General features: G+C 75.9%; 20 protein-coding genes. 14 read left to right on the top strand and 6 right to left on the bottom strand.

The window, feature by feature from the left end:
* Positions 1-50: 50 nt before the first annotated feature.
* On the top strand, positions 51-1,484 hold the full coding sequence (gene purB, locus ADL22_RS08120; RefSeq protein WP_066975212.1) for an adenylosuccinate lyase: 1,434 nt from the start codon (positions 51-53) through the stop codon (positions 1,482-1,484).
* A 27-nt stretch (positions 1,485-1,511) separates the two neighbouring features.
* Entirely contained in the window at positions 1,512-2,069 is a 558-nt protein-coding gene (gene mug / locus ADL22_RS08125; protein WP_066975214.1) for a G/U mismatch-specific DNA glycosylase, read from the top strand.
* 49 nt (positions 2,070-2,118) lie between these two features.
* Here mug and ADL22_RS34580 read toward each other — a convergent pair whose 3' ends face one another.
* A complete protein-coding gene (locus ADL22_RS34580) occupies positions 2,119-2,793 on the bottom strand; it encodes a hypothetical protein (protein WP_066975216.1) in 675 nt (224 codons plus the stop codon).
* Positions 2,794-3,010: 217 nt separating this feature from the next.
* Here ADL22_RS34580 and ADL22_RS08135 point away from each other — a divergent pair, with 217 nt between their 5' ends.
* Complete coding sequence (locus tag ADL22_RS08135; protein ID WP_079063938.1) at positions 3,011-4,168, top strand: ROK family transcriptional regulator; 1,158 nt, start codon at positions 3,011-3,013, stop codon at positions 4,166-4,168.
* Positions 4,169-4,326: 158 nt separating this feature from the next.
* Here the strand turns inward: ADL22_RS08135 and ADL22_RS08140 are convergent, their stop codons facing one another.
* Positions 4,327-5,082: a GntR family transcriptional regulator gene (locus ADL22_RS08140; protein ID WP_066975219.1), complete on the bottom strand. Its 756-nt coding sequence runs from the start codon at positions 5,080-5,082 to the stop codon at positions 4,327-4,329.
* 338 nt (positions 5,083-5,420) lie between these two features.
* On the opposite strand from ADL22_RS08140, the gene ADL22_RS08145 reads away from it, so the two are divergent.
* Entirely contained in the window at positions 5,421-6,071 is a 651-nt protein-coding gene (locus ADL22_RS08145) for an aspartate/glutamate racemase family protein (protein ID WP_066975221.1), read from the top strand.
* A 100-nt stretch (positions 6,072-6,171) separates the two neighbouring features.
* Here the strand turns inward: ADL22_RS08145 and ADL22_RS08150 are convergent, their stop codons facing one another.
* Complete coding sequence (locus ADL22_RS08150; RefSeq protein ID WP_079063939.1) at positions 6,172-7,224, bottom strand: DMT family transporter; 1,053 nt, start codon at positions 7,222-7,224, stop codon at positions 6,172-6,174.
* A gap of 195 nt (positions 7,225-7,419) precedes the next feature.
* Here ADL22_RS08150 and ADL22_RS08155 point away from each other — a divergent pair, with 195 nt between their 5' ends.
* From ADL22_RS08155 to ADL22_RS08175, 5 genes are all read left to right on the top strand, one after another.
* Positions 7,420-8,940 (top strand): PLP-dependent aminotransferase family protein, encoded by a 1,521-nt coding sequence (locus ADL22_RS08155; protein ID WP_066975223.1) that lies wholly within the window; start codon positions 7,420-7,422, stop codon positions 8,938-8,940.
* A 179-nt stretch (positions 8,941-9,119) separates the two neighbouring features.
* Positions 9,120-10,706: an alkaline phosphatase D family protein gene (locus tag ADL22_RS08160; RefSeq protein ID WP_066975225.1), complete on the top strand. Its 1,587-nt coding sequence runs from the start codon at positions 9,120-9,122 to the stop codon at positions 10,704-10,706.
* A 93-nt stretch (positions 10,707-10,799) separates the two neighbouring features.
* On the top strand, positions 10,800-12,206 hold the full coding sequence (locus ADL22_RS08165) for a GNAT family N-acetyltransferase (RefSeq protein ID WP_066975227.1): 1,407 nt from the start codon (positions 10,800-10,802) through the stop codon (positions 12,204-12,206).
* Between the two features lie 156 nt (positions 12,207-12,362).
* Positions 12,363-14,057 carry a DUF885 domain-containing protein gene (locus ADL22_RS08170; RefSeq protein ID WP_066975228.1) on the top strand — a complete coding sequence of 565 codons (1,695 nt, stop codon included), beginning with the start codon at positions 12,363-12,365 and terminating at the stop codon, positions 14,055-14,057.
* 275 nt (positions 14,058-14,332) lie between these two features.
* Positions 14,333-14,779: an Lrp/AsnC family transcriptional regulator gene (locus ADL22_RS08175; protein ID WP_066975230.1), complete on the top strand. Its 447-nt coding sequence runs from the start codon at positions 14,333-14,335 to the stop codon at positions 14,777-14,779.
* Between the two features lie 12 nt (positions 14,780-14,791).
* On the opposite strand, the gene ADL22_RS08180 is transcribed toward ADL22_RS08175, so the two are convergent.
* Positions 14,792-17,932 (bottom strand): AAA family ATPase, encoded by a 3,141-nt coding sequence (locus ADL22_RS08180; protein WP_066975232.1) that lies wholly within the window; start codon positions 17,930-17,932, stop codon positions 14,792-14,794.
* The gene (locus ADL22_RS08185) at positions 17,929-19,095 is read right to left on the bottom strand and encodes an exonuclease SbcCD subunit D (RefSeq protein ID WP_066975234.1); all 1,167 of its coding nucleotides are present in this window, start codon (positions 19,093-19,095) and stop codon (positions 17,929-17,931) included. Before ADL22_RS08185 ends, ADL22_RS08180 begins: the two co-directional genes overlap by 4 nt.
* A gap of 263 nt (positions 19,096-19,358) precedes the next feature.
* Here ADL22_RS08185 and ADL22_RS08190 point away from each other — a divergent pair, with 263 nt between their 5' ends.
* The 5 genes from ADL22_RS08190 (at position 19,359) to ADL22_RS08210 (ending at position 24,871) form a co-directional block, all read left to right on the top strand.
* Complete coding sequence (locus ADL22_RS08190) at positions 19,359-20,060, top strand: SMI1/KNR4 family protein (RefSeq protein ID WP_066975237.1); 702 nt, start codon at positions 19,359-19,361, stop codon at positions 20,058-20,060.
* A 245-nt stretch (positions 20,061-20,305) separates the two neighbouring features.
* Positions 20,306-21,472 (top strand): oxygenase MpaB family protein, encoded by a 1,167-nt coding sequence (locus ADL22_RS08195; protein ID WP_234430590.1) that lies wholly within the window; start codon positions 20,306-20,308, stop codon positions 21,470-21,472.
* 681 nt (positions 21,473-22,153) lie between these two features.
* Positions 22,154-23,020 carry a universal stress protein gene (locus ADL22_RS08200; RefSeq protein ID WP_066975239.1) on the top strand — a complete coding sequence of 289 codons (867 nt, stop codon included), beginning with the start codon at positions 22,154-22,156 and terminating at the stop codon, positions 23,018-23,020.
* A 143-nt stretch (positions 23,021-23,163) separates the two neighbouring features.
* Entirely contained in the window at positions 23,164-23,463 is a 300-nt protein-coding gene (locus tag ADL22_RS08205) for a DUF1876 domain-containing protein (RefSeq protein ID WP_066975241.1), read from the top strand.
* 37 nt (positions 23,464-23,500) lie between these two features.
* Positions 23,501-24,871, top strand: coding sequence for a nicotinate phosphoribosyltransferase (locus ADL22_RS08210; RefSeq protein WP_066975243.1), 1,371 nt, complete (start codon positions 23,501-23,503; stop codon positions 24,869-24,871).
* A 79-nt stretch (positions 24,872-24,950) separates the two neighbouring features.
* Here ADL22_RS08210 and ADL22_RS08215 read toward each other — a convergent pair whose 3' ends face one another.
* A complete protein-coding gene (locus ADL22_RS08215) occupies positions 24,951-25,829 on the bottom strand; it encodes a universal stress protein (protein WP_066975245.1) in 879 nt (292 codons plus the stop codon).
* Positions 25,830-25,915: the final 86 nt, after the last annotated feature.

The raw sequence follows: 25,915 nt of genomic DNA on the forward strand, positions 1-25,915 counted from the left end.
GGGGCGCTGGCCTGCGCGAACCGCCAGTAGACTCTCCCCACGTGACTGCTGTGTCTGCGAAGCCTCGCATCCCCAATGTCCTGGCCGGCCGCTACGCCTCCGCGCAGCTGGCCGTGCTGTGGTCCCCCGAGTACAAGGTCAAGCTGGAGCGGAAGCTGTGGCTGGCGGTGCTGCGCGCCCAGAAGGACCTGGGGGTGGACGTCCCCGAGCAGGCGCTCGCCGACTACGAACGCGTCCTGGAGACCGTCGACCTGGCCTCGATCGCCGAGCGGGAGAAGGTCACCCGGCACGACGTCAAGGCCCGGATCGAGGAGTTCAACGCCCTGGCCGGGCACGAGCAGATCCACAAGGGCATGACCTCCCGCGATCTGACCGAGAACGTCGAGCAGCTCCAGGTGCGGCTGTCGCTGGAGCTGGTGCGGGACCGCACCGTCGCGGTGCTGGCCCGTCTCGGCTCGCTGGCCGCCCAGCACACCGAGCTGGTCATGGCCGGCCGCTCGCACAACGTCGCCGCCCAGGCCACCACCCTGGGCAAGCGCTTCGCGACCGCCGCCGACGAGCTGCTGGTCGCCGTCGCCCGGGTCGAGGAGCTGCTCACCCGCTATCCGCTGCGCGGCATCAAGGGCCCGGTCGGCACCGCCCAGGACATGCTCGACCTGCTCGGCGGCGACGCGGCCAAGCTCGCCGAGCTGGAGCAGCGGATCGCCGCCCACCTCGGCTTCGGCCAGGCGTTCACCTCCGTCGGCCAGGTCTACCCGCGGTCCCTGGACTACGAGGTGGTGACCTCGCTGGTGCAGCTGGCCGCCGCGCCCTCGTCGCTGGCGAAGACCATCCGGCTGATGGCCGGGCACGAGCTGGTCACCGAGGGCTTCAAGCCCGGCCAGGTCGGCTCCTCGGCGATGCCGCACAAGATGAACACCCGCTCCTGCGAGCGCGTCAACGGCCTGGTGGTCATCCTGCGCGGCTACGCCTCGATGGCCGGCGAGCTGGCCGGCGACCAGTGGAACGAGGGCGATGTGTCCTGCTCGGTGGTGCGCCGGGTCGCGCTGCCGGATTCGTTCTTCGCGCTGGACGGCCTGCTGGAGACCTTCCTGACGGTGCTCGACGAGTTCGGTGCCTTCCCCGCCGTGGTCGCCCGCGAACTGGACCGCTACCTCCCCTTCCTGGCCACGACCAAGGTGCTCATGGGCGCCGTCCGCGCCGGTGTGGGCCGCGAGGAGGCGCACGAGGCGATCAAGGAGAACGCGGTCGCCTCGGCGCTGGCCATGCGCGAGCAGGGCGTGGAGCGCAACGAGCTGCTGGACAAGCTGGCCGCCGACTCCCGCATCCCGCTGGACAAGGCGCAGCTGGAGGCCCTGATGGCGGACAAGCTGTCCTTCACCGGCGCGGCCGGCGACCAGGTGGCGGCCGTCGTCGCCCGGATCGAGGAGCTCGCCAAGCGCCACCCCGAGGCCGCGGCCTACACCCCCGGCGCGATCCTCTGACGCGTCCTCCTCCGCATCGGAACCGGTATGCGCTTCACGCCTGAGCAACTGGAGGCCGCCCGCGACCGCGTCGTCCCCGACGTCGTCGCGGGCGGGCTGCGGGTGCTGTTCTGCGGGATCAACCCCGGGCTGATGACGGCCGCCACCGGGCACCACTTCGCCCGGCCCGGCAACCGCTTCTGGCCCGTCCTGCACGCCGCCGGCTTCACCCCGCGGCGCTTCCACCCCGCCGAGCAGGCCGAACTCCTCGACCACGGGCTGGGCATCACCAATGTCGTGGCCCGGCCGACCGCCCGGGCCGACGAGCTGACCCCGGAGGAATTCCGCGAGGGCGGCCGGATACTGGCCGAGAAGGTGGCCCGGCTGCGGCCGCGCTGGCTCGCGGTCGCCGGCGTCACGGCCTACCGCGTCGCGTTCGGCGACAAGCACGCCGCGATCGGCCCCCAGGAACGCACCCTGGGCGAGACCCGCATCTGGGCCCTGCCCAACCCCAGTGGCCTGAACGCCCATTGGTCGCTCACCACGATGGCGGAGGAGTACGGGCGGCTGCGGGCCGCGGCGTTCGGGGCGGGCACGGCGGACTGAGGGCTTCCGGCGGGCGGGGCGGGAACGGCGGCGGGCCGGTGGCAGGGCGCTACGGGGCGGGTATTTTGCCGCCCGGTGGTGCCGCCGCGACCGCCGCCACCACTTGGCACGGCCCTGTCGCGTACCCCTCCAGGCCGACCTGATCCTCACCGGCGCGGTCGGCTCCGGCCTCGCCCTCGCCGACGCGGTCGGCTCCGGCCTGGTCCGCGCCGAGGGCGAGCCAGCGGCCGGTGTCGTCCCGCCAGGCGTACACCCGCGGCACCAGCGCGCTCAGCACGTCCAGCGGCGCGGGCACCGGCAGGCCCATCGCACCGCGCTCCAACGCCTCCGCGAGGTCGTGCACGACCGGCTCGCCCCACCGCGCGGCCGCCTGGGCCACCAGCGCGGCGAGCTGCGCCACGCACTCCTCGCGGGCCGCCGCCACATCCGCCGGATCGGCCTCCCAGAGCGGTCCGCTCGTCCACACCGGGGCCACGTGGAACCCGGGGCCGCTCTCGCCGTCCGCCGTCCGCTCCCGCCGCGCGGGGAAGGCCCGGGCGCGTAAGGCGTCGAGCGCGGCGAGGGCGGTGCGGCCGGGGGGCGGCCCGCCGCGCGGCTCGGGCAGGGCCGGCGCGGGGGCCGAGGTGGGGGTCGGCGCGGGGTCGGGCGCGGAGTCGGGTGTGGGGTCAGGCGCCGTGGTCGTCCGGATGGTCTGCCGCGGTCCATGCCGCTGTTCGTTCGTCATACCGTCAGTAAACCGCTGGGGTCTGACAATTGGCCGTGCGGCGGCCCTCGCGGGCCTTCCGCCGGCCTTCCGCCGGCCTTCCACCCGGCCGTCCGCCGCGGTCCGCACCCGCCGCCGCGCGGCCGCCACTGCCCCGCCGCCCGCCCCCGCCCGGGGCTCGCCGCACACCCGCTGACCGGCTACGATCCGCCAGACAGGCGAGGCGAGGAGACGGACGTTGGGTCGGCTCACCGGCGGGGACCCCTCCCTGCTGCGACGGATCAACTCCGCGGTGGTGCTGCACGCGCTGCGCGCCGCGGACTCCCCCACGCTCACCGATCTCGTCCAGGTGACCGGCCTGTCCCGGCCAACGGTCGAGGGCGTGATCGAGGGGCTCATCGAGGGCGGCCTGGTGGCCGAGGCGGCCGCCGAGGAGGGCGAGATCCGGCGCCAGGGGCGGCCGGCCCGCCGGTTCCGCTTCCGTACCGAGGCCGGGCACCTGCTGGGCATCGAGATCGGCCCGCACCGGGTCGCGGCGCTGCTCTCCGACCTCGGCGGCCGGGTGCTGGACTCCGCGCAGCGCACCGTGGCGGAGACCGCGCCGGCCGACGAACGGCTGGACCGGGTACGGGCGTTGGTGGCCGATCTGCTGCGCCGGGCGGGGGTGGCCCGCGATTCGCTGCGGGCGGTCGGGGTGGCGGGCCCCGGGATCGTGGAGGCGGACGGCACCGTACGGCTGTGCACCGCGCTCCCCGGGTGGACGGGACTGCCGCTGGGCGAGCGGCTGCGGCGGTCGTTCCGGTGCCCGGTGCTGGTGGAGAACGACGCCAACGCCGCGGCGGTGGCCGAGCACTGGCAGGGCGCGGCGACCGGCTCCGGCGATGTGGTGTTCGTCCTGGCGGGCCTGAGTCCGGGGGCGGGGTCGCTGATCGGGGGGCGGCTGCACCGGGGCTTCGGCGGCGCGGCGGGCGAGATCGGGGCGCTGCACCTGCTGGGCCGGGAGGCGGCCCCGGAGACGCTGCTGTCGACCACCGGGGAGCCGCTGCACCCGCTGGACGAGGCGCAGGTCGCGGCGGTGTTCGCGGCGGCCCGGGACGGCGACGCGCATGCGCGCGAGGCGGTGGGCCGCTTCATCCGGCGGCTGGTGCACGATGTCGCGGCCCTGGTCCTGGCCCTCGACCCGGAGCTGGTGGTGGTCGGCGGCTGGGCCTCCGGGCTGGCGGGCGTCCTGCCGCCGCTGCGCCGGGAGCTGGCCCGCTACTGCCTCCGGCCGCCGGAGGTCGTCCTGTCGGAACTGGGGCAGGCGGCGATCGCCACCGGGGCGCTGCGGCTGGCCCTGGACCACGTGGAGGGCGAACTCTTCGCGGTGGAGGGGACGGTGACGGGGCGGGGGTGAAGGGCCGCGGCGGGCGCGCCCCCGGTGGGCGTGCCCCCGCTTGCCCGCCGCCCTGGTCGGCCCGCCCCGGTGGGCCCGCCTCGGTGGGCCCGCCCCGGAGCCGGCCGGCCCGCCCCGGGGGGCGGGCCACGCGGCAGCTGTCCGCGGGCGGCGGGGCGTCAGCCGGCGAGTGCCGGCTGGGGCTCCTCCACCGCGCTCTCCCCGAAGGTGAGCCGGCAGGTGTCCGCCCGGTAGGTGGAGACCGCGACGGCGGTGGGCCGGCCGCCGGAGACGTAGCGGGTGGTGACGACGAGAACGGGCGCACCGGGCAGCCGGTCCAGCTGCCTGGCGTCCTCGGCACTGGCCGAACCCAGTTCGACGGTGCGGTCCTGGCCGTCCAGGTCCAGCGCCTGAAGGGCGCGCAGCACCGCGCGGGCGCGCGCGGCGGGGTCGCCGGCGGCCGCGGCGGCGCATCCGGGGAGCGCGTCGGCCCGGACGTAGAGAAGCTCGGCGGCGACCGGCCGGCCCGCCGAGACGCGGCTGCGGCGCACGACGTGGACCGGCTCCCCGGGGGCGCTCTCCAGGAGGCGGGCCACCGGGGACGGCACCGTGTCGGCCTCCTCGGCGGCGACCGGCTGCCAGTCGTCACCCGCGGCACCGGGCCACGTATGCCGGGCGGGGTCGACGGCGACGCCGACCCGGGGCGGTGCGACGGTGGTGCCCACACCGCGGCGGCGCTGCAGTCTGCCTTCCAGTTCGAGCTGCTCCAGCGCCTGCCGGAGCGTGGCCCGGGCAACCCCGAAACGGGCCGCCAGATCCCGCTCGTTGGGCAGGATCTCGCCGACCGAGAACTCCGTGTCCAGCGCGTCGCTGAGCACGGTTTTGAGATGCCAGTACTTGGGCTCCGGAGCCGTTTCGAGCTGCGTCGTCCCCACCCCCAAGGCCGCGGGCCCGCCCCGGGCCCGATGATCGATGGACCCGCATCCGGGTCCGCTGGCTGCCGGGCCCGCCCTACGGGCCCGCGCTCCCCCGGATCCCCCGGGGCCGGCGGCCACCGGCTCCACCCGGATCCGAATAATGAGCGGTTCTTTATTAAAGGTTGTTGCAGTATCCCGACGATATGACCGACCCCACCCTTGGTCAAGACCAATGCCCCATCCGTTTCCGGCCGCTCACCGCGCCGCCGCACCGCGCCCACCCCGCCGCCGGTCTGGCTCGACCTTGGCAGCGGCCCTGGAGCGGCCCGCCCCTTCCGGGGCGTTACGCTCGCCGGATGCTGGCCCTCCTGCACACCTCGCCCGTCCACGTCCCGGTCTTCGACGCCCTGCGCGACGGCGAGGCGCCCGGACTGCGCCTGCGCCATCTCGTACGACCGGAACTCCTGGCAGCGGCACGGGAATTGGGGCCCGAAGGGGTCGCGGAGGAGGTCGCCGGGGCGCTCGGCGAGGTGGTGCGCGCCGGGGCGCGGGCGGCGCTGTGCACCTGCTCCACGCTCGGCCCGGTAGCCGAGGCGGCCGGACCCGCCCTGGGTGTACCGGTGCTGCGGGTGGACCGCCCGATGGCCGCGGCCGCGGTCGCGGCCGGCCCCCGGATCGCGGTACTCGCCGCCGTGGCGAGCACCCTCGCGCCCACCGGGGAACTGATCGCCGAGGAGGCCCACCGGGCCGGACGCCGCGCCGAGGTCCGCACGCTGCTCGTACCGCACGCCTGGGAGCGCTTCGAGTCCGGCGACCAGGAGGGCTATCTGGCCGCGGTGGCCGACGCGGCCCGCCGGCTGCGCGCCGCCGGCGGCCTGGACGCCCTGGTCCTCGCCCAGGCGTCCATGGCGCCCGCCGCCGACCTGCTCGGGGACGACGACGGCGCTCCGGTACTCACCAGCCCCCGAACCGGCCTGGTTGCCGCCGCCCAACTGGCGAGCGGCTGAGGAGAGTCAGGCCAGGGAACGGCCCACGGGGAAGGCCGGGAACCCGGGAGGCCCCTGGCACCAGGCCCGGCGCCGCCAGGCAAGACGGGCAGCCGCCTCCTCACCCTCCCCGGTTGGCACGCGGGAACCGCCCTCCGCCCCCGGGGCGCCCGCCCGCCACGGCCGGGTGCGCCCCGGATTGCCGCTCCCCCGCGTCGGGGCGGCCTCCAGGACGCCGTTCCGCCGCGTCCGCGTCCCGGCCCCCTCCCGCCTCCGTAACCCCAACGGCCACCCGCTTCCGTCCCCGCCGGAGCACTCCCGAACCGAGGGCGACCCCCGCGCCCACCAAGAGGCTGCCGCCCAGTTGGCCCGCCCCGTAAGCGCCCGTGCCCGCCAACGGGGCGGTGAGCGCCGCGGAGACCGGGATCAGGCCGGAGAACAGCGCGGCCCGTTCGGCGCCGATGCGCTGGATGCCCGCGTACCAGCAGACGAAGCCGGCGACGGTCACCACGACGGCCTGCCAGGCCAGCGCGGCGGCCTCCACGGGCCCCGGCAGCCGCAGCCAGTCCGTGCCCTGCGCCACGAGCCCGAGGACGGCGGCCTCGGCGGCGGCGAGGGCGCAGGCCACCGCGGAGAGCAGCCGCGGGCCGAGCGGGGGCAGGACGGGGACGGCGAGCAGACCGAAGCCCACCTCGCCGCAGAGCGCCGCCGCCGACCAGAGCAGCCCCTGACCGTCGGTGCGGCCCCAGCCCTGGACGGCGAAGGCCCCCACGGCGACCAGGAGGGCCCCGTGGACGACCGCGGGGCGCGGACGGCGTCCGGCGAGCGCGGGGGCCAGGACGGCGACGACGACCGGCGCACAGCCGACGACCACACCGGGCACCGCCGGTTCCGCGGTGCGTTCGGCGGCCAGGATGGCGAGGTTGAAGCCGAGCATCCCGATGGCGGCGAGCAGCGTCAGCCGGGCCCACTGGCGGGCCGTCAGCACACGGAGCGGCGCGGTGCCGCGGCGGCCCAGGAGGGCGAACAGCAGGGCGGCCGCCAGTCCGTAGCGCAGGGCCTGGCCACCGGCGTACGGGTAGGCGCCGAGCAGGCTGTTGGCGGTGAACGAGCCGCCGACGAGGAGGCAGGCGAGGGCGGCGAGCAGCGCGCCGCGCAGGTGGTTCCGATCCATGAGACGGACGCTAGGCAACCGGGTGACCCGGCTTAAGGTCCACTTCGGTGGCACCATCGGGGGCCACTTGGCGAACGGAACGGGACAGCACGGGACTGGACAGCCCGGGACGGGACGGAACGCGGCACGGCGATCCGGGAGGATCCGGGCTTGACTACCTCGCCCTCCCGCCAACGGGGAGACGCGGAGGCGCAGTTGCAGTCAGCCGACAACGAGGACGACGGGGCCACCCGGCACCCCACCTGGTCCTCCGCCTGGGAGCTGCTGCTGCCGACCGCCTCCGCGCCGCCCCGGCAGCGGGGCAGGGTGCTCCAGGGGGCGCTGCGGGACGCGGTCCGCTCGGGGCGGCTGGCGGCCGGGACGCGGCTGCCGTCGGGGCGGGCGCTCGCCGCCGATCTGGGCGTCTCGCGGGGGCTGGTGACCGAGGCGTACGAGCAGTTGACGGCGGAGGGCTATCTGCGCAGCCGGCGCGGCGCGGGCACGTGGGTGAGCGGGGCGACCGGCTCGGGCAGCACGGGAGCGGCGAGCGGGCCGAGCGGTCCGGGGCGGGTCGGTGCGGTGCCGGCCGGCGAGGCCGAGCCCGTATGCCCGGACCGCTCCCCGGGGGCCGCGGTCGCGGACTTCACCCCGGGGACGCCGGACCTCTCGCTCTTCCCGAGGGCCGCGTGGTCGGCCGCGCACCGCAGGGCGGTGGCCCGGCTGCCGCACCGGGCGCTGGGCTACCCCGACCCGCGCGGCATCCCGGAACTCCGTGCCGAACTGGCCCGGTTGCTGGTCCGCCGCCGCGGCGTGGTGGCCGATCCGGCGCGGGTCGTGGTGTGTTCGGGGGTGGCGCAGGCCATGACGCTGCTGGGCGCGGCGGTGTACGGGACGGGGCAGCGGACGGTGGCCCTGGAGGAGCCGGGGAGCCCCGAGCACCGGGAACTGCTCGCGGCGGCCGGGCTCACGGCCGTCCCGGTGCCGCTGGACGACGACGGGCCCGATCCGGTGGCGCTGGCGGCCTCCGGGGCGCGCACCGCGGTGCTGACCCCGTCGCACCAGTTCCCCACCGGGACGGCGGTACCGGCCGCCCGCAGGGAGGAACTGCTGCGCTGGGCGCGGTCGGTGGACGGGCTGCTGGTCGAGGACGACTACGACGGCGATTTCCGGTACGACCGGGCGCCGGTCGGGGCGCTGCAAGGGCTGGACCCGGAGCGGGTGGCGTACACCGGGTCGGTGAGCAAGTCGCTGGCCCCGGGGCTGCGGCTGGGCTGGCTGGTCGTACCGGAGCGGCTGCTCGACGCGGTGGTGGCCCGCAAGCGGCTGCTGGACCTGGGCAATCCGGTGCTGGACCAGGCGCTGCTGGCGGACCTCATCGCGCGCGGGGAGTACGACCGGCAGCTGCGCCGCTGCCAGCGCGCCTACCGGGAGCGCCGGGACGCGCTGGCCGCGGCGCTGGCCGCGCACTGCCCGGGCGCCGCGGTCACCGGGATCGCCGCCGGACTGCACGCCATCGTGGCGCTGCCGGAACGCTACGGCCCGGAGGACGCGTTCCTGGCCCGGGCCCGGCGCGCCGGACTGGCGGTCCGCCCGCTGTCGGCGTACACCTGGGCCGGCGGCCGCGCGTCGGTCCGTACGCCGGACGGGCGGGTGCGGCTGGTGCTGGGGCACGCGCACCTGGCACCGGCGGAGATCGGCCGCGGGGTGGCGGTGCTGGGGCGGCTGGCCGGGGACTGAACGGCGCGCGCGAACCGCCCCCGGGAGCCGGGTGCTGCCCGGGAGCCCCGGTGCCGCCGTGTCCGCCGGCGCCCCGGACAGCCGCCATCCGCCCGGTGTTCACCGGGAGTTCGCCCACCGGGCACCGGGCGGCGATACCAACGGGACGTATGCGGTCGGACGCGGTACGGAGGTGGAAGATGGCGCGGGGTTCCGGTGGCGGCTTCGGGCGGCGCAGACTCCTTCAGGGCGCGGCGGCGGGGTCCGCGGCGCTGGCGCTGCCCGGGGTGGCCGGGGCGGGCCCGGCGGTGGCGGCCCCGGCGCTGGTGCGCGGCGGGCGGCCGCGGGCCGCCTGGGGCGTGCAGACGGGCGATGTGACCGCCTCGTCGGGGCTGGTGTGGGTGCGGTCCGACCGGCCGGCCCGGATAATGGTGCAGACCGCCGCCACGGAGTCGTTCCGGAACGCCCGGACCTGGCAGGGGCCGCTCCTCGGCCCCGGTACGGACTTCACCGGCGTGACCTCGCTGCACGGGCTGCCGTCCGGGGAGCAGATCCACTACCGGGTGCTGCTGGCCGACCCGGAGGACCATCGGCGTACCGGGGACCCGGTGGACGGCACGTTCCGCACCGCGCCCGGTGACCGCCGCGACGTCCGGTTCGTATGGTCCGGCGACCTGGCCGGGCAGGGCTGGGGCATCAGCCCCGAGCACGGCGGCTACCGGATCTACGAGGACATGCGGCGCCGGAACCCGGACTTCTTCCTGTGCAGCGGCGACAACATCTACGCCGACAGCCCGATCCCGGAGCGGGTCACCCTGCCCGACGGGCGGATCTGGCGGAACGTGACCACGGAGGAGAAGTCCAAGGTCGCGGAAACCCTGGCGGAGTTCCGGGGGGCGTTCCGCTACAACCTGCTGGACGCGCATCTGCGCCGGTTCAACGCCCAGGTGCCGACGGTCGTCCAGTGGGACGACCACGAGGTGCACAACAACTGGTATCCGGGGCAGCTGCTGGACGACGACCGGTACCGGGTCAAGGACGTGGACGTGCTCTCGGCCCGTGCGCTGCGGGCGTTCAGCGAGTACTTCCCGGTCCGTACGCTGCGGCCGGACGCCCGCGGCCGGGTGTACCGGGTGCTGCGGCACGGCCCGCTGCTGGACGTGTTCGTGCTGGACATGCGCCGGTACCGCAACGCCAACTCGCCTGACCGGCAGACCGACGACCCGCAGGGCATCCTCGGGGCGGAGCAGCTGCGCTGGCTCAAACGGGAGCTGGCGCGGTCGCGGGCGGTGTGGAAGGTGATCGCCGCGGACATGCCGCTGGGGCTGGTCGTCACGGACGGCCCGGCGAACTTCGAGGCGGTGTCCCAGGGCGACCCGGGGGCGCCGCTGGGGCGGGAGCTCCAGATCGCCGAGCTGCTGCGGTTCATCAAGCACCGGCGGATCACCGGGACGCTCTGGCTGACCGCGGACGTGCACTACACCTCGGCGCAGCACTACGCGCCGGAGCGGGCGGCGTTCAAGGACTTCGAGCCGTTCTGGGAGTTCGTGTCCGGGCCGCTGCACGCGGGCGGTTTTCCGGCCGTGCAACTCGACGGAACATTCGGGCCCGAGCGGCCGTTCATCAAAGCACCGGACCGTGCGAACGTCTCCCCGGCGGAGAGTCCGCAGTACTTCGGCGAGGTCGGGATCGACGGGGGAAGCGGGGAGCTGACGGTGCGGCTGTGCCAGGAGGGTGGAGAGGTCTTGTTCACCAAAACGCTGCAACCAGGACGAGTAGGGCAGTAGAGGCCAATGCGCCGATTGCTGTTCTTACCTGGTTTTACCCGTCGGACACAAGGTGTTGGCGACGAGGCAACACCTGTCCGCGAGGCTGTCCGCATGACTGACGCGACCTCCCGCCGTTCCGCCCGGCGCCACCACTGGCGCCGGGACGCCGTCGAACTCGCCGCCCTGTTCACCGCGGTCGCGGTGGCCCACGCCGCCGCCGGCACGCTCGTCCACGGCCCCTCCGGCCCGGTGCTGCTGTGCGCCGCCGCGGCGGCCCTGCTGGCCACGACCGGCTTCCACCTGTGGTGGGCGCGCCGCCACGATCACGCCCCGCCCCCGACACCCGCCCCGGATACCGGCACCGCCGCACCACCCACCGCACCGGCCCCCCAGGCCGGCGGCCGGGGGACGGCGCTGTGGCGGATGCGCACCACCGTCCGGGACGAGCCGGGCAGCCTCGCCGCCCTGTGCGCGGCGCTGGCCGCCCACCGGGTGGACATCCTCAGCCTCCAGACCCACCCGCTCTCGGACGGCACGGTCGACGAGTTCCTGCTGCGCGCCCCGGCCGGGATACCGCCCGCGGAGCTGACCCGCGCGGTCGCCGGCGCGGGCGGCCGGCACAGCTGGCTGGAGCGGGCCGACGCGCACGACCTGGTCGACGCGCCGACCCGGATGCTGGGCCTGGCCACCCGTACGGCCCTGGATTCCGCCGAACTCCCGCTGGCGCTGCGCCAGTTGCTGGGCCGGTGCACCATCCACTCGGTGCCCGCCCGGTCGCTGTCGGGCCGTCCGCTCGCCGAAGAGGTGCCCGCCGAGGGCGTGCTGGAGGAGCACACCATGACGTTCCGCGACCCGTCCGGGGGTTCGCTCACCATCGAAAGGCCGCAGGTGCCGTTCACGCCCACCGAGTTCGCCCGGGTCCGCGCCCTGGTCGAGCTGGACAGCCGGCTCGGCCAGCGGGTGCCGCCGCGGCGCGACGTGCTGACCCTCCCCGAGGGCAACGAGATCACCGTCCGCCGGGCCGGCCCCGGCGATCTGGCCGCCGCCCGCGCGATGCACCAGCGCTGCTCGACCGGCACCCTGGACCGGCGCTACCACGGCCCGGTGGCGGACGCCGACCGCTATCTGGGGCATCTGCTCAGCCCGCGGTTCGGCCGCACGCTGGCCGCCGAGACCGCCTCCGGGCGGCTGGTCGCGCTGGGCCACCTGCTGTGGGACGGCGACGAGACCGAGGTGGCGCTACTGGTGGAGGACGCCTGGCAGCACCGCGGCATCGGCACGGAACTGCTCCGGCGGCTGGTGGCGATGGCCGAGGAGGCCGGCAGCGAGAGCGTCTACGCCGTCACCCAGGCGTCCAACACCGGCATGGTGGCGGCGATGCGCGGCCTGGGGCTCCCGCTGGACTACCAGATCGAGGAAGGCACCCTCGTGATCACCGCGCGCCCGGGGGGCGTCCCGGCGCACCGGGAGGCCGCTGATGAGGCGCTGCGGGCGCGGGACGGTTCCCGGCGCGGCTGACGGCGGACCGGGCCGGCCGCCGGGGCGTCCGTCCGCGCCCCGGCGGCCCCGTCCGCCCGCGCGCCCGGAGCGGCCCGGCGGCGCCCCGCGGCGCGACAGGCACGTACCCCGGAATGATGGTGACGCGGCGGGCCCATCCGTACGAGGATGGCGGGCATGTCCCTTACCACTACTCCCGCGGGCGGTCCGCTGCCCCGCCAGGTCGCCGACGCCTACGTCGACGCCCTCGTCGAACTGGACCCGATCACCGGCACCTTCCTCGGGATCCCCGAGAGCTCCGGCAGGCTCCCCGACTTCTCGCCCGAGGGGCAGGAGGCGGTGGCGCGGCTCGCCCGCACCACGCTGGACCGGCTCGCGGAGGCCGAGACCCGGCCGGGCGCGGACAGCCCCGCCGAGAAGATCTGCGCCCGGCTGCTGCGCGAACGGCTCACCGCCGAACTCGCCGTGCACGACGCCGGCGAGGGGCTGCGGACGGTCAGCAACCTCAGCTCGCCGCTGCACCACGTCCGGGAAGCCTTCACCCTCACCCCTGCCGAGACCGAGGAGGACTGGGCGGCGATCGCCCAGCGGCTGCGCGCCGTACCGGCCGCCCTGGGCGGCTACCGCGCCGCCCTCCAGGCCGGGCTGGAGAAGGACCTGCCGGCCGGCCCGCTCCAGGTCAGCACCGTCATCGGCCAGCTCGGCGAGTGGATCGGCACCGGCCGGAGCTGGTTCGCCGAGTTCACCGCGCCGGGCCCGGAGGCGCTGCGCGCCGAGCTGGACGAGGCCGCCGAGGCCGCCACCGGCGCCCTGGTGGAGCTGCGCGACTGGTTCCGGGACGTCTACGCCCCGGCGATCGAGGGCGCCCCGGACGTGGTGGGCCGCGAGCGGTACGCCCGGCTCGCCCGCTACTACAACGGCACCGACATCGACCCCGAGGAGGCGTACGCCTACGGCTGGTCGGAGTTCCACCGGCTGCTGGCCGAGATGGAGGCCGAGGCGCAGAAGGTGCTGCCCGGCGCCGCGTCGCCCTGGGAGGCGCTGGCCTGGTGCGATGAGCACGGCGAGGCCGTCGAGGGCGTCGAGGAGACCCGGCAGTGGCTCCAGTCGCTGATGGACGAGGCGATCGACGCGCTGGACGGCACCCACTTCGACCTGGCCGAGCGGGTCCGCCGGGTGGAGTCCCGGATCGCCCCGCCGGGCAGCGCCGCCGCCCCGTACTACACCCAGCCGTCGCTGGACTTCTCCCGCCCGGGCCGCACCTGGCTGCCGACCATGGGCCAGACCCGCTTCCCCGCGTACGACCTGGTGTCCACCTGGTACCACGAGGGCGTGCCCGGCCACCACCTCCAGCTCGCGCAGTGGGCGCACGTCGCCGACCGGCTGTCGCGCTACCAGACCACCGTCGGGATGGTCAGCGCCAACGCCGAGGGCTGGGCCCTGTACGCCGAGCGGCTCATGGACGAGCTGGGCTTCCTGACGACGCCGGAGCGGCGCCTGGGCTATCTCGACGCGCAGATGATGCGCGCGGTCCGGGTCATCATCGACATCGGCATGCACCTGGAGCTGCGGATCCCGGCCGATTCGCCGTTCCACCCGGGTGAGCGCTGGACGCCGCGGCTGGCCCACGAGTTCTTCGCCCGGCACAGCAGCCGCCCCGCGGACTTCGTCGAGAGCGAGATCGTCCGCTACCAGGGCATGCCGGGCCAGGCGATCGGCTACAAGCTCGGCGAGCGGGTCTGGCTCCAGGGCCGGGAGGCCGCCCGGGCCCGGCACGGCGCGGACTTCGACCTGAAGGCGTGGCATATGGCGGCCCTGTCGCAGGGCTCCCTGGGCCTGGACGACCTGCTGACCGAGCTGTCGGCACTCTGACCCACCGGGATGCCACCCCCGGCCGGCCGCCGCGCACACCCCCCGCGCGGCGACCGGCCGCGGCCCCGCCCCGGAACGGCGTTCCTCCTACCTGCCACGCCGCGCGCTCCCCGCACCCCGCATCTCGCACGACGTTTCACGTGAAACATGCCGCCACCCGGCCACGACCGGAAGCGCCCGCACACACTCAGACCACCGCAGCCGCCCCCTCCCTCTCCCCACCAACCTCCCGTGAGCCCTTGCCCCTCCGCCGACACCCCTGCTAGACAGCGGGGATGACCGGATACTCCCCCGATGACGCCGACCGGCGCATCCTCGACGTCCTCCAGCGCGACGGGCGGGTGAACCACGCCCAGCTGGCGCGCGCGGTGAACATGTCGCCGGGCGCGGTTGCCGCGCGGGTGCGGCGGCTGGAGGAGTCCGGTGTGATCTCCGGCTACGCGGCGGTGATCGATCCGGAGCGCCTCGGACTGCCGGTACTGGCGTTCGTACGGCTGCGCCACTCCGGCGGGGACGGCGGACCGTTCCGGGACCTGCTGGCGCACACCCCGGAGATCCTGGAGGCGCACCACGTCACCGGCGAGAACAGCCTGTTCCTGAAGGTCGCGGCCCGCTCGATGAAGCACCTCGAGGAGGTCTCGGGCCGGATCGGCGCCCTCGGCGAGGTCGCCACGAGCGTGGTGTACTCCTCCCCCCTGCCCGGCCGCCCCGCCCGCGCCTGATCCCGCCCCCGCTCACCGCCCGCCCGGCACCCGGTGGCGGACGCGCGAGCCGGTGCGGTCCTTGAGGACCTCCAGCTGGGCGGGGATGCGGGCCTTGAGGTCGGGGACGTGGCTGACGATGCCGACGCTGCGGTCGCGTTCGCGGAGGCCGTCGAGGACGTCGAGGACCTCGTCGAGGGTCTGCTCGTCGAGGCTGCCGAAGCCCTCGTCGATGAAGAGGGTGTCCAGCCGGGTGCCGCCGGCCTCGTCGGTGACGACGTCGGCGAGGCCGAGGGCCAGGGCCAGCGAGGCGAAGAAGGTCTCCCCGCCGGAGAGGCTGGCGGTGTCCCGTTCCTGGCCGGTCCAGGCGTCGATGACGTGCAGGCCGAGACCGGAGCGCCGGGCGCCGCCGGCCCGTTCGTCGGAGTGGACCAGGGTGTAGCGGCCGCCGGACATCCGGTGCAGGCGGGCGCTGGCGGCGGCCGCGACCTGCTCCAGGCGGGCGGCCAGGACATAGGACTCCAGCCGCATCCGGCGGGCGTTCTCGGCGGAGGTGCCGGCGGCGAGCGCGGCGAGGCGGGCGATCCGGTCGTACGCGGCGCGCTGCGGGGCCAGGTCGCGGGCGTCGGCGGCGGCCTCGGCGGAGAGCCGGTCGAGGGCGGCGCAGCGTTCCCGGGCGGCGGCCAGGGCCGCGGCGGCGGTGCGCAGCCGGGCGGCGGCGGCCTGATGGGCGGCGCGGGCGGCGTCCGGGTCGGCGGCGGGCAGGGCCGCGGCGGCGCGGAGTTCGGGCCGGTCCAGTTCGGCGGCGACGGCGGCGGCCTCGGCCCGCCCCGCGTCGTACCGCTGCTGGAGCGCCTGCCGTTCGGCGTCCGGGAGCACGGCGTCGGCGGCGTCGGCGGGGGTGTCGAAGCCGGCGCGGTAGGCCGCGTCGGAGAGCCGGGCGTCGGCGTCCTTCAGGCGCTCGGCGCAGACCGCGGCGGTACGGGCGGCGTCGGCGGCGGCGGCGAGCAGCGCGGCCTGCCGCTCCAGCCGGGCGGCGCGGTCGGCGACGCTGGGGCACTCGCCGCGGGCCTCGGCGAGTTCGGCGTCCAGGGCGGCCTGTTCGCGGTCCAGGGCCTCGCGGTGGGAGGCGCGGGCGGCGGCCCGGCGCTCGGCCCGCTGCTGCTCGGCGCGGCGGCGTTCGTACTCCCGCTCGGCGCGGGCCAGTTCCTCGCGGGCGGCGTGCAGCCCGGCGCCGGCGGTGTGCGCGCGGTCCGCCTCCTGGCGCAGTTCCTCGGCGCGGGCGGCGAGTTCGGCGACCGGGGCGGTGCCGGACGCGGCGGTGGCGGCGGCCAGCGCCTCCTTGACGGACTGGTGGTGCTCCTCGGCGCGCTGCCGGGCCTCCTCGGCGCGGCGGTGGGCGGCCTCGGCGGCCTCCTCGGCGGCCCGGTCGACGTGGCCGGCGCCGGCCCGGGCGGGGGCGGGGTGCGTGGTGGAGCCGCAGACCGCGCACGCCTGCCCGTCCGCGAGGCTGGCGGCGAGTTCGGCGGCGATCCCGCGCAGCCGGCGGTCCTTGAGGTCCAGCCAGTGCTCGCGGGCGGCCGCGGCGTCCTCCCGGGCGGCGAGCGCCCGTTCCGCGGCCGCGGCGAGGTCGGCGGTGAGGCGGTCGCGGCGGCGGGCCGCGGCGAGCCGGTCGGCGGCCGGGCCGAGCTGCTCGGCGAGCCGGCCGGCCCGGGCGGCGGCCTCCTGCGCGTGGTCGATCCGCCGCTGGTGGGCGGCGCGTTCGGTGTCCCAGCCGGCCAGCCACTCGGCGGCGTCCAGCAGCGTCTGCTCGTCGGCGCGGGCCTCGCGGTCCAGGCCGGCGCGCTCCCGGTCCAGTTCGGCGGCGCGCCGCTCGGCCCGCCGGGCCGCCGCGAGGGAGCCGAGGACCGCCCGCGCCTGCTGCTCCTCGGAGGCGAGCCGGTCGGCGGCGGCACCGGCGAGGGCGGGCGGGAGCGGGGCGCGGTGGCGGCGTTCGGCGTCCTGGGCGGCGGTCAGCTCGTGCCAGGCGGCGTCCCGGAGGGCGAGCACCGGGGCGACCTCGGCGGCGGCCCCGGCGCGGGCCAGCCGCTCGCGGATCCGGTCCTGTTCGCCGCTGCGGGCGGCGAGCCGGTCGGCCCGGGCGCGGGCGTCGGCGTAGCGGCGCTGGAGCCCGTCCCGTTCGCGGGCCTCGTCCAGGCGGGCGGCCGCGGCCTGCTCGGCGGCCTCGGCGGCGGCCACCGCGGCCCGGGCGATCTCCAGGCGCTCGCGGGCACCGGCCCGGGCGACCGCGGCGCGGGCCAGCACCGCGTCGGCGAAGCCCGGCTCGCCGGGGCCGGGTGCGCCTGGCGCGGCGTCCGGGTCGGCGGTGCCGCGGGCCGCCGCCGGGCCGCGCCGCCCGCCGCGGCCGCCGGGCCCGGCCTGGGCGGGGACGGTGGCCCGGGGGGCCGGGGCCGGCACCGACGGATCGTCGAGGTCGGGGGTGTCGCCGGCCGCCTGGGCGATCCGGTGGGCCAGGGCGAGCAGCCGTTCGTCGCCGGCCGCGACCCGGTCCGCGGCGGCCCGGCGGCGGGCGGTCAGCTGCTCCTCCAGGGCCGCGAACCGCCGGGTGTCGAAGAGCCGGCCGAGCAGCCGGGCCCGGGCCTCAGCGTCGGCCCGCAGGAACCGCGCGAACTCCCCCTGCGGCAACAGCACCACCTGGCAGAACTGCTCCTTGCTCATCCCGAGCAGCTGCCCGATCTCCTCGCCGATCTCCTGGTGGGAGCGGCTGAGCGCCCGCCACTGCCCGGCGTCCGTGGCGCCGTCCGCGGCGGGTACGAACTCCCGCAGCCGGCTCTGCGCCTTCTCCTTGGTCGTACCGGTGCCGCGCTTCTTGGGGCGGGGCTGCTCGGGCAGCCGGGTGATCTCCAACCGCCGGCCGGCCACGGTCAGTTCGAGGACGACCTCGGTGGGCGTGCCCGGGTCCGCCAGGTCGCTGCGGAGCGCCTGGCCGCTCTGGCGCGCCCCGGGCACCGTGCCGTACAGCGCGAAGCAGACCGCGTCCAGCACCGAGGTCTTCCCCGCCCCGGTGGGGCCGTGCAGCAGGAAGAGGCCGTCCCGGGTGAGCCGGTCGAAGTCGACGGTGTGCGAGCCGGCGAACGGACCGAAGGCGGTCAGGGTCAGCCGGTGCAGCCTCATCGCGCCACCTCCTCGGCGGTGTCGGCGGTCCGCACCTCGTCGATGGCGGACCGGAGTTCGGCGCGTTCGGCGTCGTCGGCGCCGCGTCCGGAGCGGACGTGGGCGACGAAGTCCTCGGCGATCTCCTGGTCGCTGCGGCCGCGCAGCCGCTGGGCGTACGACGCGGAGCTGCGGGCCGGGCCGCCCTCGGGATCGAAGACCAGGCTGAGGACGTGCGGGAAGCGTTTGGTGAGCCGGGCCATCGGCTCGGCCGGGCGGACGCCGTCGGTGAGCGTGGCCTCGACCCAGGAGTCCTCGTGCCGGGCCAGCTCCGGGTCGTCCAGCAGCCGCTGCAGCGGGCCCCGCAGACGGGCCAGCGGCCGCGGCACCGGGCAGTCGATCCGCTCGGCCTCCACGGTGCCGTCCGCGCCGAGGTCGATCAGCCAGGACGACTTGCGGTGCGCGGCCTCGGAGAAGGAGTAGGCGAGCGGCGAACCGGAGTAGCGGACCCGTTCGGTGAGCGTCTGGCAGCCGTGCAGATGGCCGAGCGCGACGTAGTCGACGCCGTCGAAGACCGACGCGGGCACGGACGCGACGCCGCCGACGGTGATGTCCCGTTCGCTGTCGCTGGCGGTGCCGCCGGTGACGAAGGCGTGCGCGAGGACCACCGAACGGGTGCCGGCGGGCCGGTCCGCGAGGTCGGCGCGGACCGCGTCCATGGCGGCCCCGAGCACCGCGGCGTGGTCGGCGCGCGGGGCGCCGAGGGTGTCGCGCACCATGGCCGGTTCGAGGTACGGCAGCCCGTAGCAGGCGACCGGGCCGTGCGCGTCCGCCAGCAGGACGGGGGTGCCGCAGCCTGCCGGGTCGGTACGCAGATGGATGCCGGCCTGCCGCATCAGCCCCGCGCCGACGCCGAGCCGGCGGGCGGAGTCGTGGTTGCCGGAGATCATGACCGTGGGCACGCCGAGCTCGGCCAGCCGGTGCAGCGCGTCATCGAACAGCTCGACGGCCGCCAGCGGCGGCACCGCCCGGTCGTAGACGTCCCCGGCGACCAGGACCGCGTCCACCTCCCGGACGCGGACCGTCTCCACGAGGTGATCAAGGAACGCCCGCTGCGCGGCAAGCAGATTCACCCGGTGGAAGGACCGCCCCAGATGCCAGTCGGACGTGTGCAGAAACCTCACCGCGCCACCGCTCCGACCTGCATCTTCTTCCTCTCCGTATCCACTGCGGGCACCAGCCGGCACCGAATTCCCGAACCCCGCGCCCGGCTCCGGCCGCGGCAGGTGCCCGGCCCGTTACGGCCCTCATTCTCGCACCCACTTCCGCACCCCGAGGAAAATGTCCAATACCTACGGATATCAGCCGCAATCGTCGCCGCTATCCGCCTCGGCACCCGCCCGCCCGCACCGGCGGGATTGTCAGTGGCGGCCTCTATCTTTCCCCCATGACCGATCAGCAATGGGCGGGCGTCCGTGAACGGGTCGAGGCTCTGGCGGCGGCCCCTGCGGGCAACGAGGTATTCGGGGCCTCGGGCCACCAATGGACCCTGGAGCAGCCGCTGAGCGCTACGGAACTCGCCGACCTGGAGGCGCAGTTGCACGTCCGACTACCGGCGGAATTCCGGACATTCCTCCTTCACGTCGGTGCGGGCGGGGCCGGTCCCGCCTATGGCGTGTTCCCGGTACGGCGAGTGCACGATCGCTGGCGGTGGGAGGGCGACGGAGCCGACCCGGCAGTCCTGTCCCGGCTCGCCGAACCCTTTCCCGAACGAGGGCCGGACCCGCGACTCCTGGAAGAACTGGAGGCCCAGCACCCTGAAGAAGAGGACTACGCCGACGCCGAAGATTTCGACGATGCCGTCGAGGCGTGGGACGAACGCTGGACCGCCCTCATGTTCCACCCCGATCGCACCGCCGGCGCCCTCGTCATCTCCCACCGCGGCTGCGCCCTGCGCGACTGGCTGGTCATCAGCGGCGCGCACCGAGGCACGATATGGACCGACGACCGCGCGGACGGCGTTGACCTCGCCCCGCTCCGCAACGAGGACGGGACACCGGTGACGTTCGCTCGCTGGTACACCAACTGGCTACGCAACGCCGAGCGCACCGCACTGGGTTCGCGCCAGGTCTGGCACGGTTCACGCTAAATCCGGCACGCTGCACGCCCGCCCCGGCGACGAGAAAGACGCCCTGGCGCCAAGGACGAATCCCCGCCCCCGCGACTCTGCTTCTTCGTCTCAAATCCGCAGTAACGGTTACGCACTCTGCGCCCCCAATGCGCACCGGCGTATGCGCCGGTCTCACCCGTTCGAGCCACCCTGCCCACGCAGCGCAGTGGGCAAGATCGCCCTGGCGAAATCGTGCGCAGAAAGCAGAGAAAAGGAGTGGCGCCGTGCCTTTGACCGCAGAAACCGCGGAAGCCGAGCTGGAGGCCGCGAACCACGAAGGCGATCCGGCCGCGGACGCGCTGGTGTCCGACCTCATCGACAACAGGGAGGTCGATGGCGTCAACGGCCTGTTCCGCACCATCGGCACCCTGAAGCCTCATATGGCCATGTCCGAGCTGTCCAATCTGCCCGAGCGGCTGGCGCAGTTCCTGCACGACGCCTCCGCGGAGCCGCCGGGCTGGAGCGAGGCCGACGTCAAGGCGGCGGAAGGGTTCTTCGCGCACCACCACGGCGTGGCCTCCATGCTGCAGGGCACCGTGGGCCTGATCGGCACGTATCTCTCCCCCACCGGCGCCTTCACCCTGCGCTCGACCGGGCGCCTGGGCGGCGTGGACGGGCCGGGCCGGCGCCTGTCGCAGTCCTCGCGCCTGTTCATCGGCATGGGCGACAAGGACGCCCTGCGCAACGGCACCCTGGCGGCGACCGTGACCAAGGTGCGCCTGGTCCACGCCTCCGTCCGCCAGCTGCACAAGAAGAGCGGGCAGTGGGACTACGCGAAGTGGGGCGAACCGGTCTCGCAGAAGTACACCACCGGCGCCATCTGCGTCTTCAGCGTGCAGATCCTCCAGGCGATGAAGAACCTCGGCGTGCACGTCACGGCGGACGACGCCCAGGGCTTCGTATCCGCCTGGCACTACGTCAACCACTTCCTCGGCACGCCCGACAAGTGGCTGGTGCCCAAGGACGTCGGCCTGGTCGACCGGATGTGGACCCAGGAGCGGGAGCGGGAGTGGCGGCCGAGCGAGGACTGCACCGCCATGACCGCACAGGCCCTGAAGTTCTACAAGGAGCAGATGCTCCCGCCGGGGTTCTACGAGCCGTTCATCGCCCTGGTCCGCACGGCCCTCACGGATGAATACGCGGATATGGCCGGCATCCCGAAGAGCGCCGTCGACCTGGCCGCCAAGCCCGCCGCGGCCATGCACAGCATCTTCAGCAGCACCGTCGGCGGACTCGGCGGCGACACCGTGAAGCAGGCGGCCGGGGTCAACCCGTACGACGAGATCCTCGGCGTGGCGTCGAAGGCGTTCAACAAGGTCGAGCTCTACGCCCTCACCCACGACAAGGACGACCAGCCCCAGATGCACCAGGAACTCCACGACGACCGCTGAGAACGCCAGCCGACGCCGCCGGTCCCTTGAGCGGTGACTAGCCGTTCTCCCGGCCGGGCAGGGGTGCCCCCTGGAGAAAAGCCCGGTAGGGCTCGGCGGCGTCGTTCTCCACGGTCGGTGCGTCCGCTCCGTAGCGGGTGTCGCTCCGGTCGCGTTTCGGGCCGGAGATCCAGAAATCCTCGTGGGTCGCGACGTCGTGGAAATTCGCGTCGGACAGGCCGAGACCTGTGGCGCGCCGGAGAGTCCGCCCTTGGAAGGAGGCCGATTTCCAGGTCGCGGGTTTTGGAATTCGCTCCGAAAGGCGGGCGCCCGCCTACGCGTTGGCGTCCGGCTTCCGGTCCCGGGCGGGGAGCGTCGCGGCGTTGCCGGCGAGCGTGCAGGTCTTCCTCGTGCCGAGCCGTGGGCCCGATCTTGCCGCGGCTCAGCATGCGCAGTTCCCGTCCGACCGGTCCGGTCGGTCCGGTCGGTCCGGTCGGTCCGGTCGGTCCGGTCGGTCCGGTCGGTCCGGTCGGTCCGGTCGGCGGCGCACCAATGAGGCAGTCCCATGAGCAGATCCCGGTGCCGGTGCCCGTCCGTTCGGCCAGGGGCGCCCGGTCGGCGGAGACTGGAAGGGCGGTGTGCCACCGGGCGCCGGGGCCTCGGGTCCGGTGGCGGTGCGCGGATCGGGAGCGAGGTGAGGTCATGCAGGACGTGGTCACCGTGGGCGTCGACGGGACGCCGGAGGCGACGGCCGCGGTGCTCTGGGCGGCGCACGAGGCGGAGCTGCGGCGGGCCCGGCTGCGGCTGCTGCACGCCTGGGTGCTGCTGGCGCCGGAACCGGAGCCCGAGGTGCCGCCGGAGGACGACCGGAACTACTGGCCGCACCGGATCGTCGGCGAGGCCCGGGCGGCCGTCCGGGACCGCCACCCGGCCCTCCCGGTGGACGAGGCCCTGGTCGCCAAGGACCCGCTGGTCGCCCTGGAGGAGGCGGCGGAGCAGTCGTGCCTGCTGGTCCTGGGCTCGCGCGACCTGGGCGGGGTGGCGCGCTATGTGATGGGCGAGACCGGGCTCCAGGTGGTGGCGCACACCGGGACGCCGACGGTGCTCGTACGGGCCCGGCAGGGCGCCGCGCGGGCCCCGGACGCCCCGGTGGCGGCGGCGCTGAGCCTGCACGAGCCGTGCCAGGCGCTGCTGTCGTTCGCGTTCGGCAGTGCGGCCCGGCGCGGGGCGCCGCTGCGGGTGGTGCACGGCCGGCACCTGCCGTCGTACGCGTACAACCGGGGCGGCGGGGTGGAGCCCGTCGCCGCGCGGGAGGCGGTCGCGGCGGCCCGGGAGGAGCTGGCGGCGGCGCTGCGGCCCTGGCGGGAGAAGTACCCGGAGGTGGTGGTGGACCCCCGGGTGGAGCTGGAGAGCCCGGCGCGGGCGCTGCTGCGGGACGCCGCGGACGCCGCCCTGCTGGTCGTCGGCCGCCGCCATAAGCTGCGCTTCCCGGCGCCGCGGATCGGTCATGTGGTCCAGGCGGCGGTGCACCACGCGCCGTGCCCGGTCGCGATCGTGCCGCATGAGTGAGCGTGCCGTAGGCGTCCCTGGTGCACGGGAGTAGGGCCGGCCCCGGGGGCCGCGCCCCTGCCCCCGTTGGCCACCGGCAGGCGACCCAGGGGCTTTGTCCCACAATGGGTGGGAGGGGTGACCGCTGACCGCGGAGGTGAGCCATGGGGAAGAGCACCGAGTGGCGGGTCCGGCTGGTTCTGACCGAGGAGGACGGGACGACCCGGGCGCGGGTGGAGCTGGACACCGGGAGCCGGGCGCTCACCGGGCGCGGGCGGGCGCGCCGCGATCCCGACGACCCGGACGTCCCGGTGATCGGCGACGAGCTGGCGGCCGGCCGGGCGCTGAAGGACCTCGCCGGGCAGCTGATCCGGCTGGCCGACCGCGACCTGGCGGGCGCCGGCGTCGCGCCCCCGCCGCGCGAGCGGCCCACGGTCTACGGCTGGGCGAACGAGCCGGCCTGAGCCGTCCGGAAGAGGGGGCGGCGGGAAGGAGCCGGCGATGCCGGAGGCCACGACGGGGGCGGTGGTCGGGCCGACCACGACCGACCTGTACGAGGTGAGCATGGCCCTGGCGTATCTGCGTGAGGGCATGACCCGGCCGGCCACGTTCAGCTGCTTCGTGCGGGATCTGCCGCCCGGCCGCGGGTTCCTGGTCGCCGCGGGGGTGGAGCCGGTGCTGGACTTCCTCGCCCGTTACCGGCTCGGGCCGGCGGAGATCGAGGTGTTCGCCGAGGCGCTGCGCCGGCCGGCGCGCGAGCTGGCGCCGCTGCTGGGGCTGCGGTTCACCGGGGAGGTGCGGGCGGTCCCGGAGGGCCGGGTGGTGCTCCCCGGGGAGCCGCTGCTGGAGATCACCGCGCCGCTGCCGCAGGCGCAACTGGCCGAAACGTTCGTCCTGAACCAGCTCAGCCACCAGACCGCGATCGCCTCCAAGGCCGTGCGCTGCGTCCTGGCGGCGCGCGGGCGCCCGGTGGTGGACTTCTCGCTGCGGCGCACCCACGGGACGGAGGCCGGCTACCAGGCGGCGCGGCTGACCGCGCTGGCCGGTTTCGCCGGGACCAGCAACGTCGCGGCGGCGCACGCCGAGCGGCTGCCCGCGGTCGGCACCATGGCGCACTCCTACGTCGAGGCGTTCGAGGACGAGGAGGCGGCGTTCCTGGCGTTCGCGCGGGCGCATCCGGGGCCGGTGACGTTCCTGGTGGACACGTACGACACCGATTCCGGGGTGGCGGCCGCGGCCCGGGTGCTGCACACCCTGGGCCGGGCGGCGGGGTCGGCGATCCGGCTCGACAGCGGGGATCTGGCGGCGCAGGCGTTCCGGGCGCGGGCGATGCTGGACCGGGCCGGGCTGCCCGAGGTGCGGATCGTCGCCAGCGGCGGGCTGGACGAGTTCGCGGTGGACGACCTGGTGCGGTCCGGGGCGCCGGTCGATGTGTTCGCGGTGGGGACCCGGGTCGGGGTGAGCGCCGACGCGCCGTATCTGGACTCGGCGTACAAGCTGGTCGCGTACGACGGGCGGCCGGTGATGAAGCTGTCGGCGGCGAAGGTGTCCGCACCCGGCCGGAAGCAGGTGTTCCGGGGGCCGGGGTGCCGCGATGTGATCGGGCTGGCGGAGGAGGCGGCGCCGGCCGGCACCGTGCCGCTGCTGGAGACGCTGATGCGGGACGGGGTGCGCTGCGCGCCGCGGGCCCCGTTGGCGGACGCCCGGGCCCGGCTGGCTGCGGACCTCGCGGAGCTGCCGGCGGCGGCCCGCGCCCTGCGGTCGCCGGTCCCGGTCCGGCCGTCGGTCTCACCGCGGCTGGCCGCCCTCACGGCACGGGTGCGGCGCCGGATCGAACGGGCGGTGCTGGCGCCGTACGGGCATCCTGCGTGAGCGCGCGGCACGGGCGTCCGGCCGGAGCGCGAGGCCGGACGCCGGGGCCGCACGTCCGACGACCGCCCCTCGCCCCGGCTCACCCCAGCTGCTCACCCCGCGGCACCACCGCCACCGGGCACGCCGCGTGGTGCAGCGCCGCGTGCCCCGTCCGGCCCAGCTGGAGCCCGAAGTGGGTATGGCGCCGGCGGGCGCCGAGGACCAGGAGGTCGGCGGCGGCCGAGCGGCGGACCAGTACCCGGTGCGGCGGGCCCGCCACCGTGGTGCGGCGGACGTGGACCGCGGGGTGCGCCGCGGCCTCCTCCGCCACCGCCGCGTCGATCAGCTCGGACGCCTGCTGCTCGTAGTGGTGCGGGGGGCCGGCGACCCGTTCGGCGCGGTCGGCGGGCCCGTATCCGGGGGCGTGCCAGGCGCGTACGGCGTCCAGGACGCAGCCGCGGGCCTCCGCCTCCCGGAAGGCGAAGCGGACCGCGGCGGCCCCCTTGGCGGGGTCCCCGACGCCGAGCAGGACCCGGCCGTGGGTGCCCTCCAGGCCGGCCCGGTCGCCGCGGACCACCACCACCGGGTGGTGCGCGCGGGCCGCCACCGACAGGCTCACCGAGCCCAGCAGCAGATCGGCGAACTCCCCGTGGCCCTTGGAGCCGAGCACCACCGCCGTGGCATAGGGGGCCTCCCGCAGCAGCGCGTCCACTGGGTCGTCGGCCAGGACCTGGACGGTGACCTCCACCTCGGGGTTGCGGCGGGCGGCCCGTTCGGCGGCGGTCGCCACGATCCCGTCGGCGATGACCTGCTCGGCGTCGGCCGGCCCCTCGGGAGCCACGCCCTCGTAGCGCTCCCAACGGGACGCGTGGACCACCCGCAGGGGCAGCCCGTGGCGCGCCGCCGCGTCCACCGCCCAGTCCAGGGCGCGCAGGGCGGCGTCCGTTCCGTCCACGCCTACGACCAGGGGGAGTTCCATGGTCCCCACCGCCTTCCGCCGCCGTGCCGCGGCCGTACCGGTCCTTCCATCGTGGGCCCCGGCACCGGGCGCGCGCCAGGGGCGGA

This window comes from Streptomyces sp. NRRL F-4489 (assembly GCF_001509485.1).
Classification (GTDB): domain Bacteria; phylum Actinomycetota; class Actinomycetes; order Streptomycetales; family Streptomycetaceae; genus Streptomyces.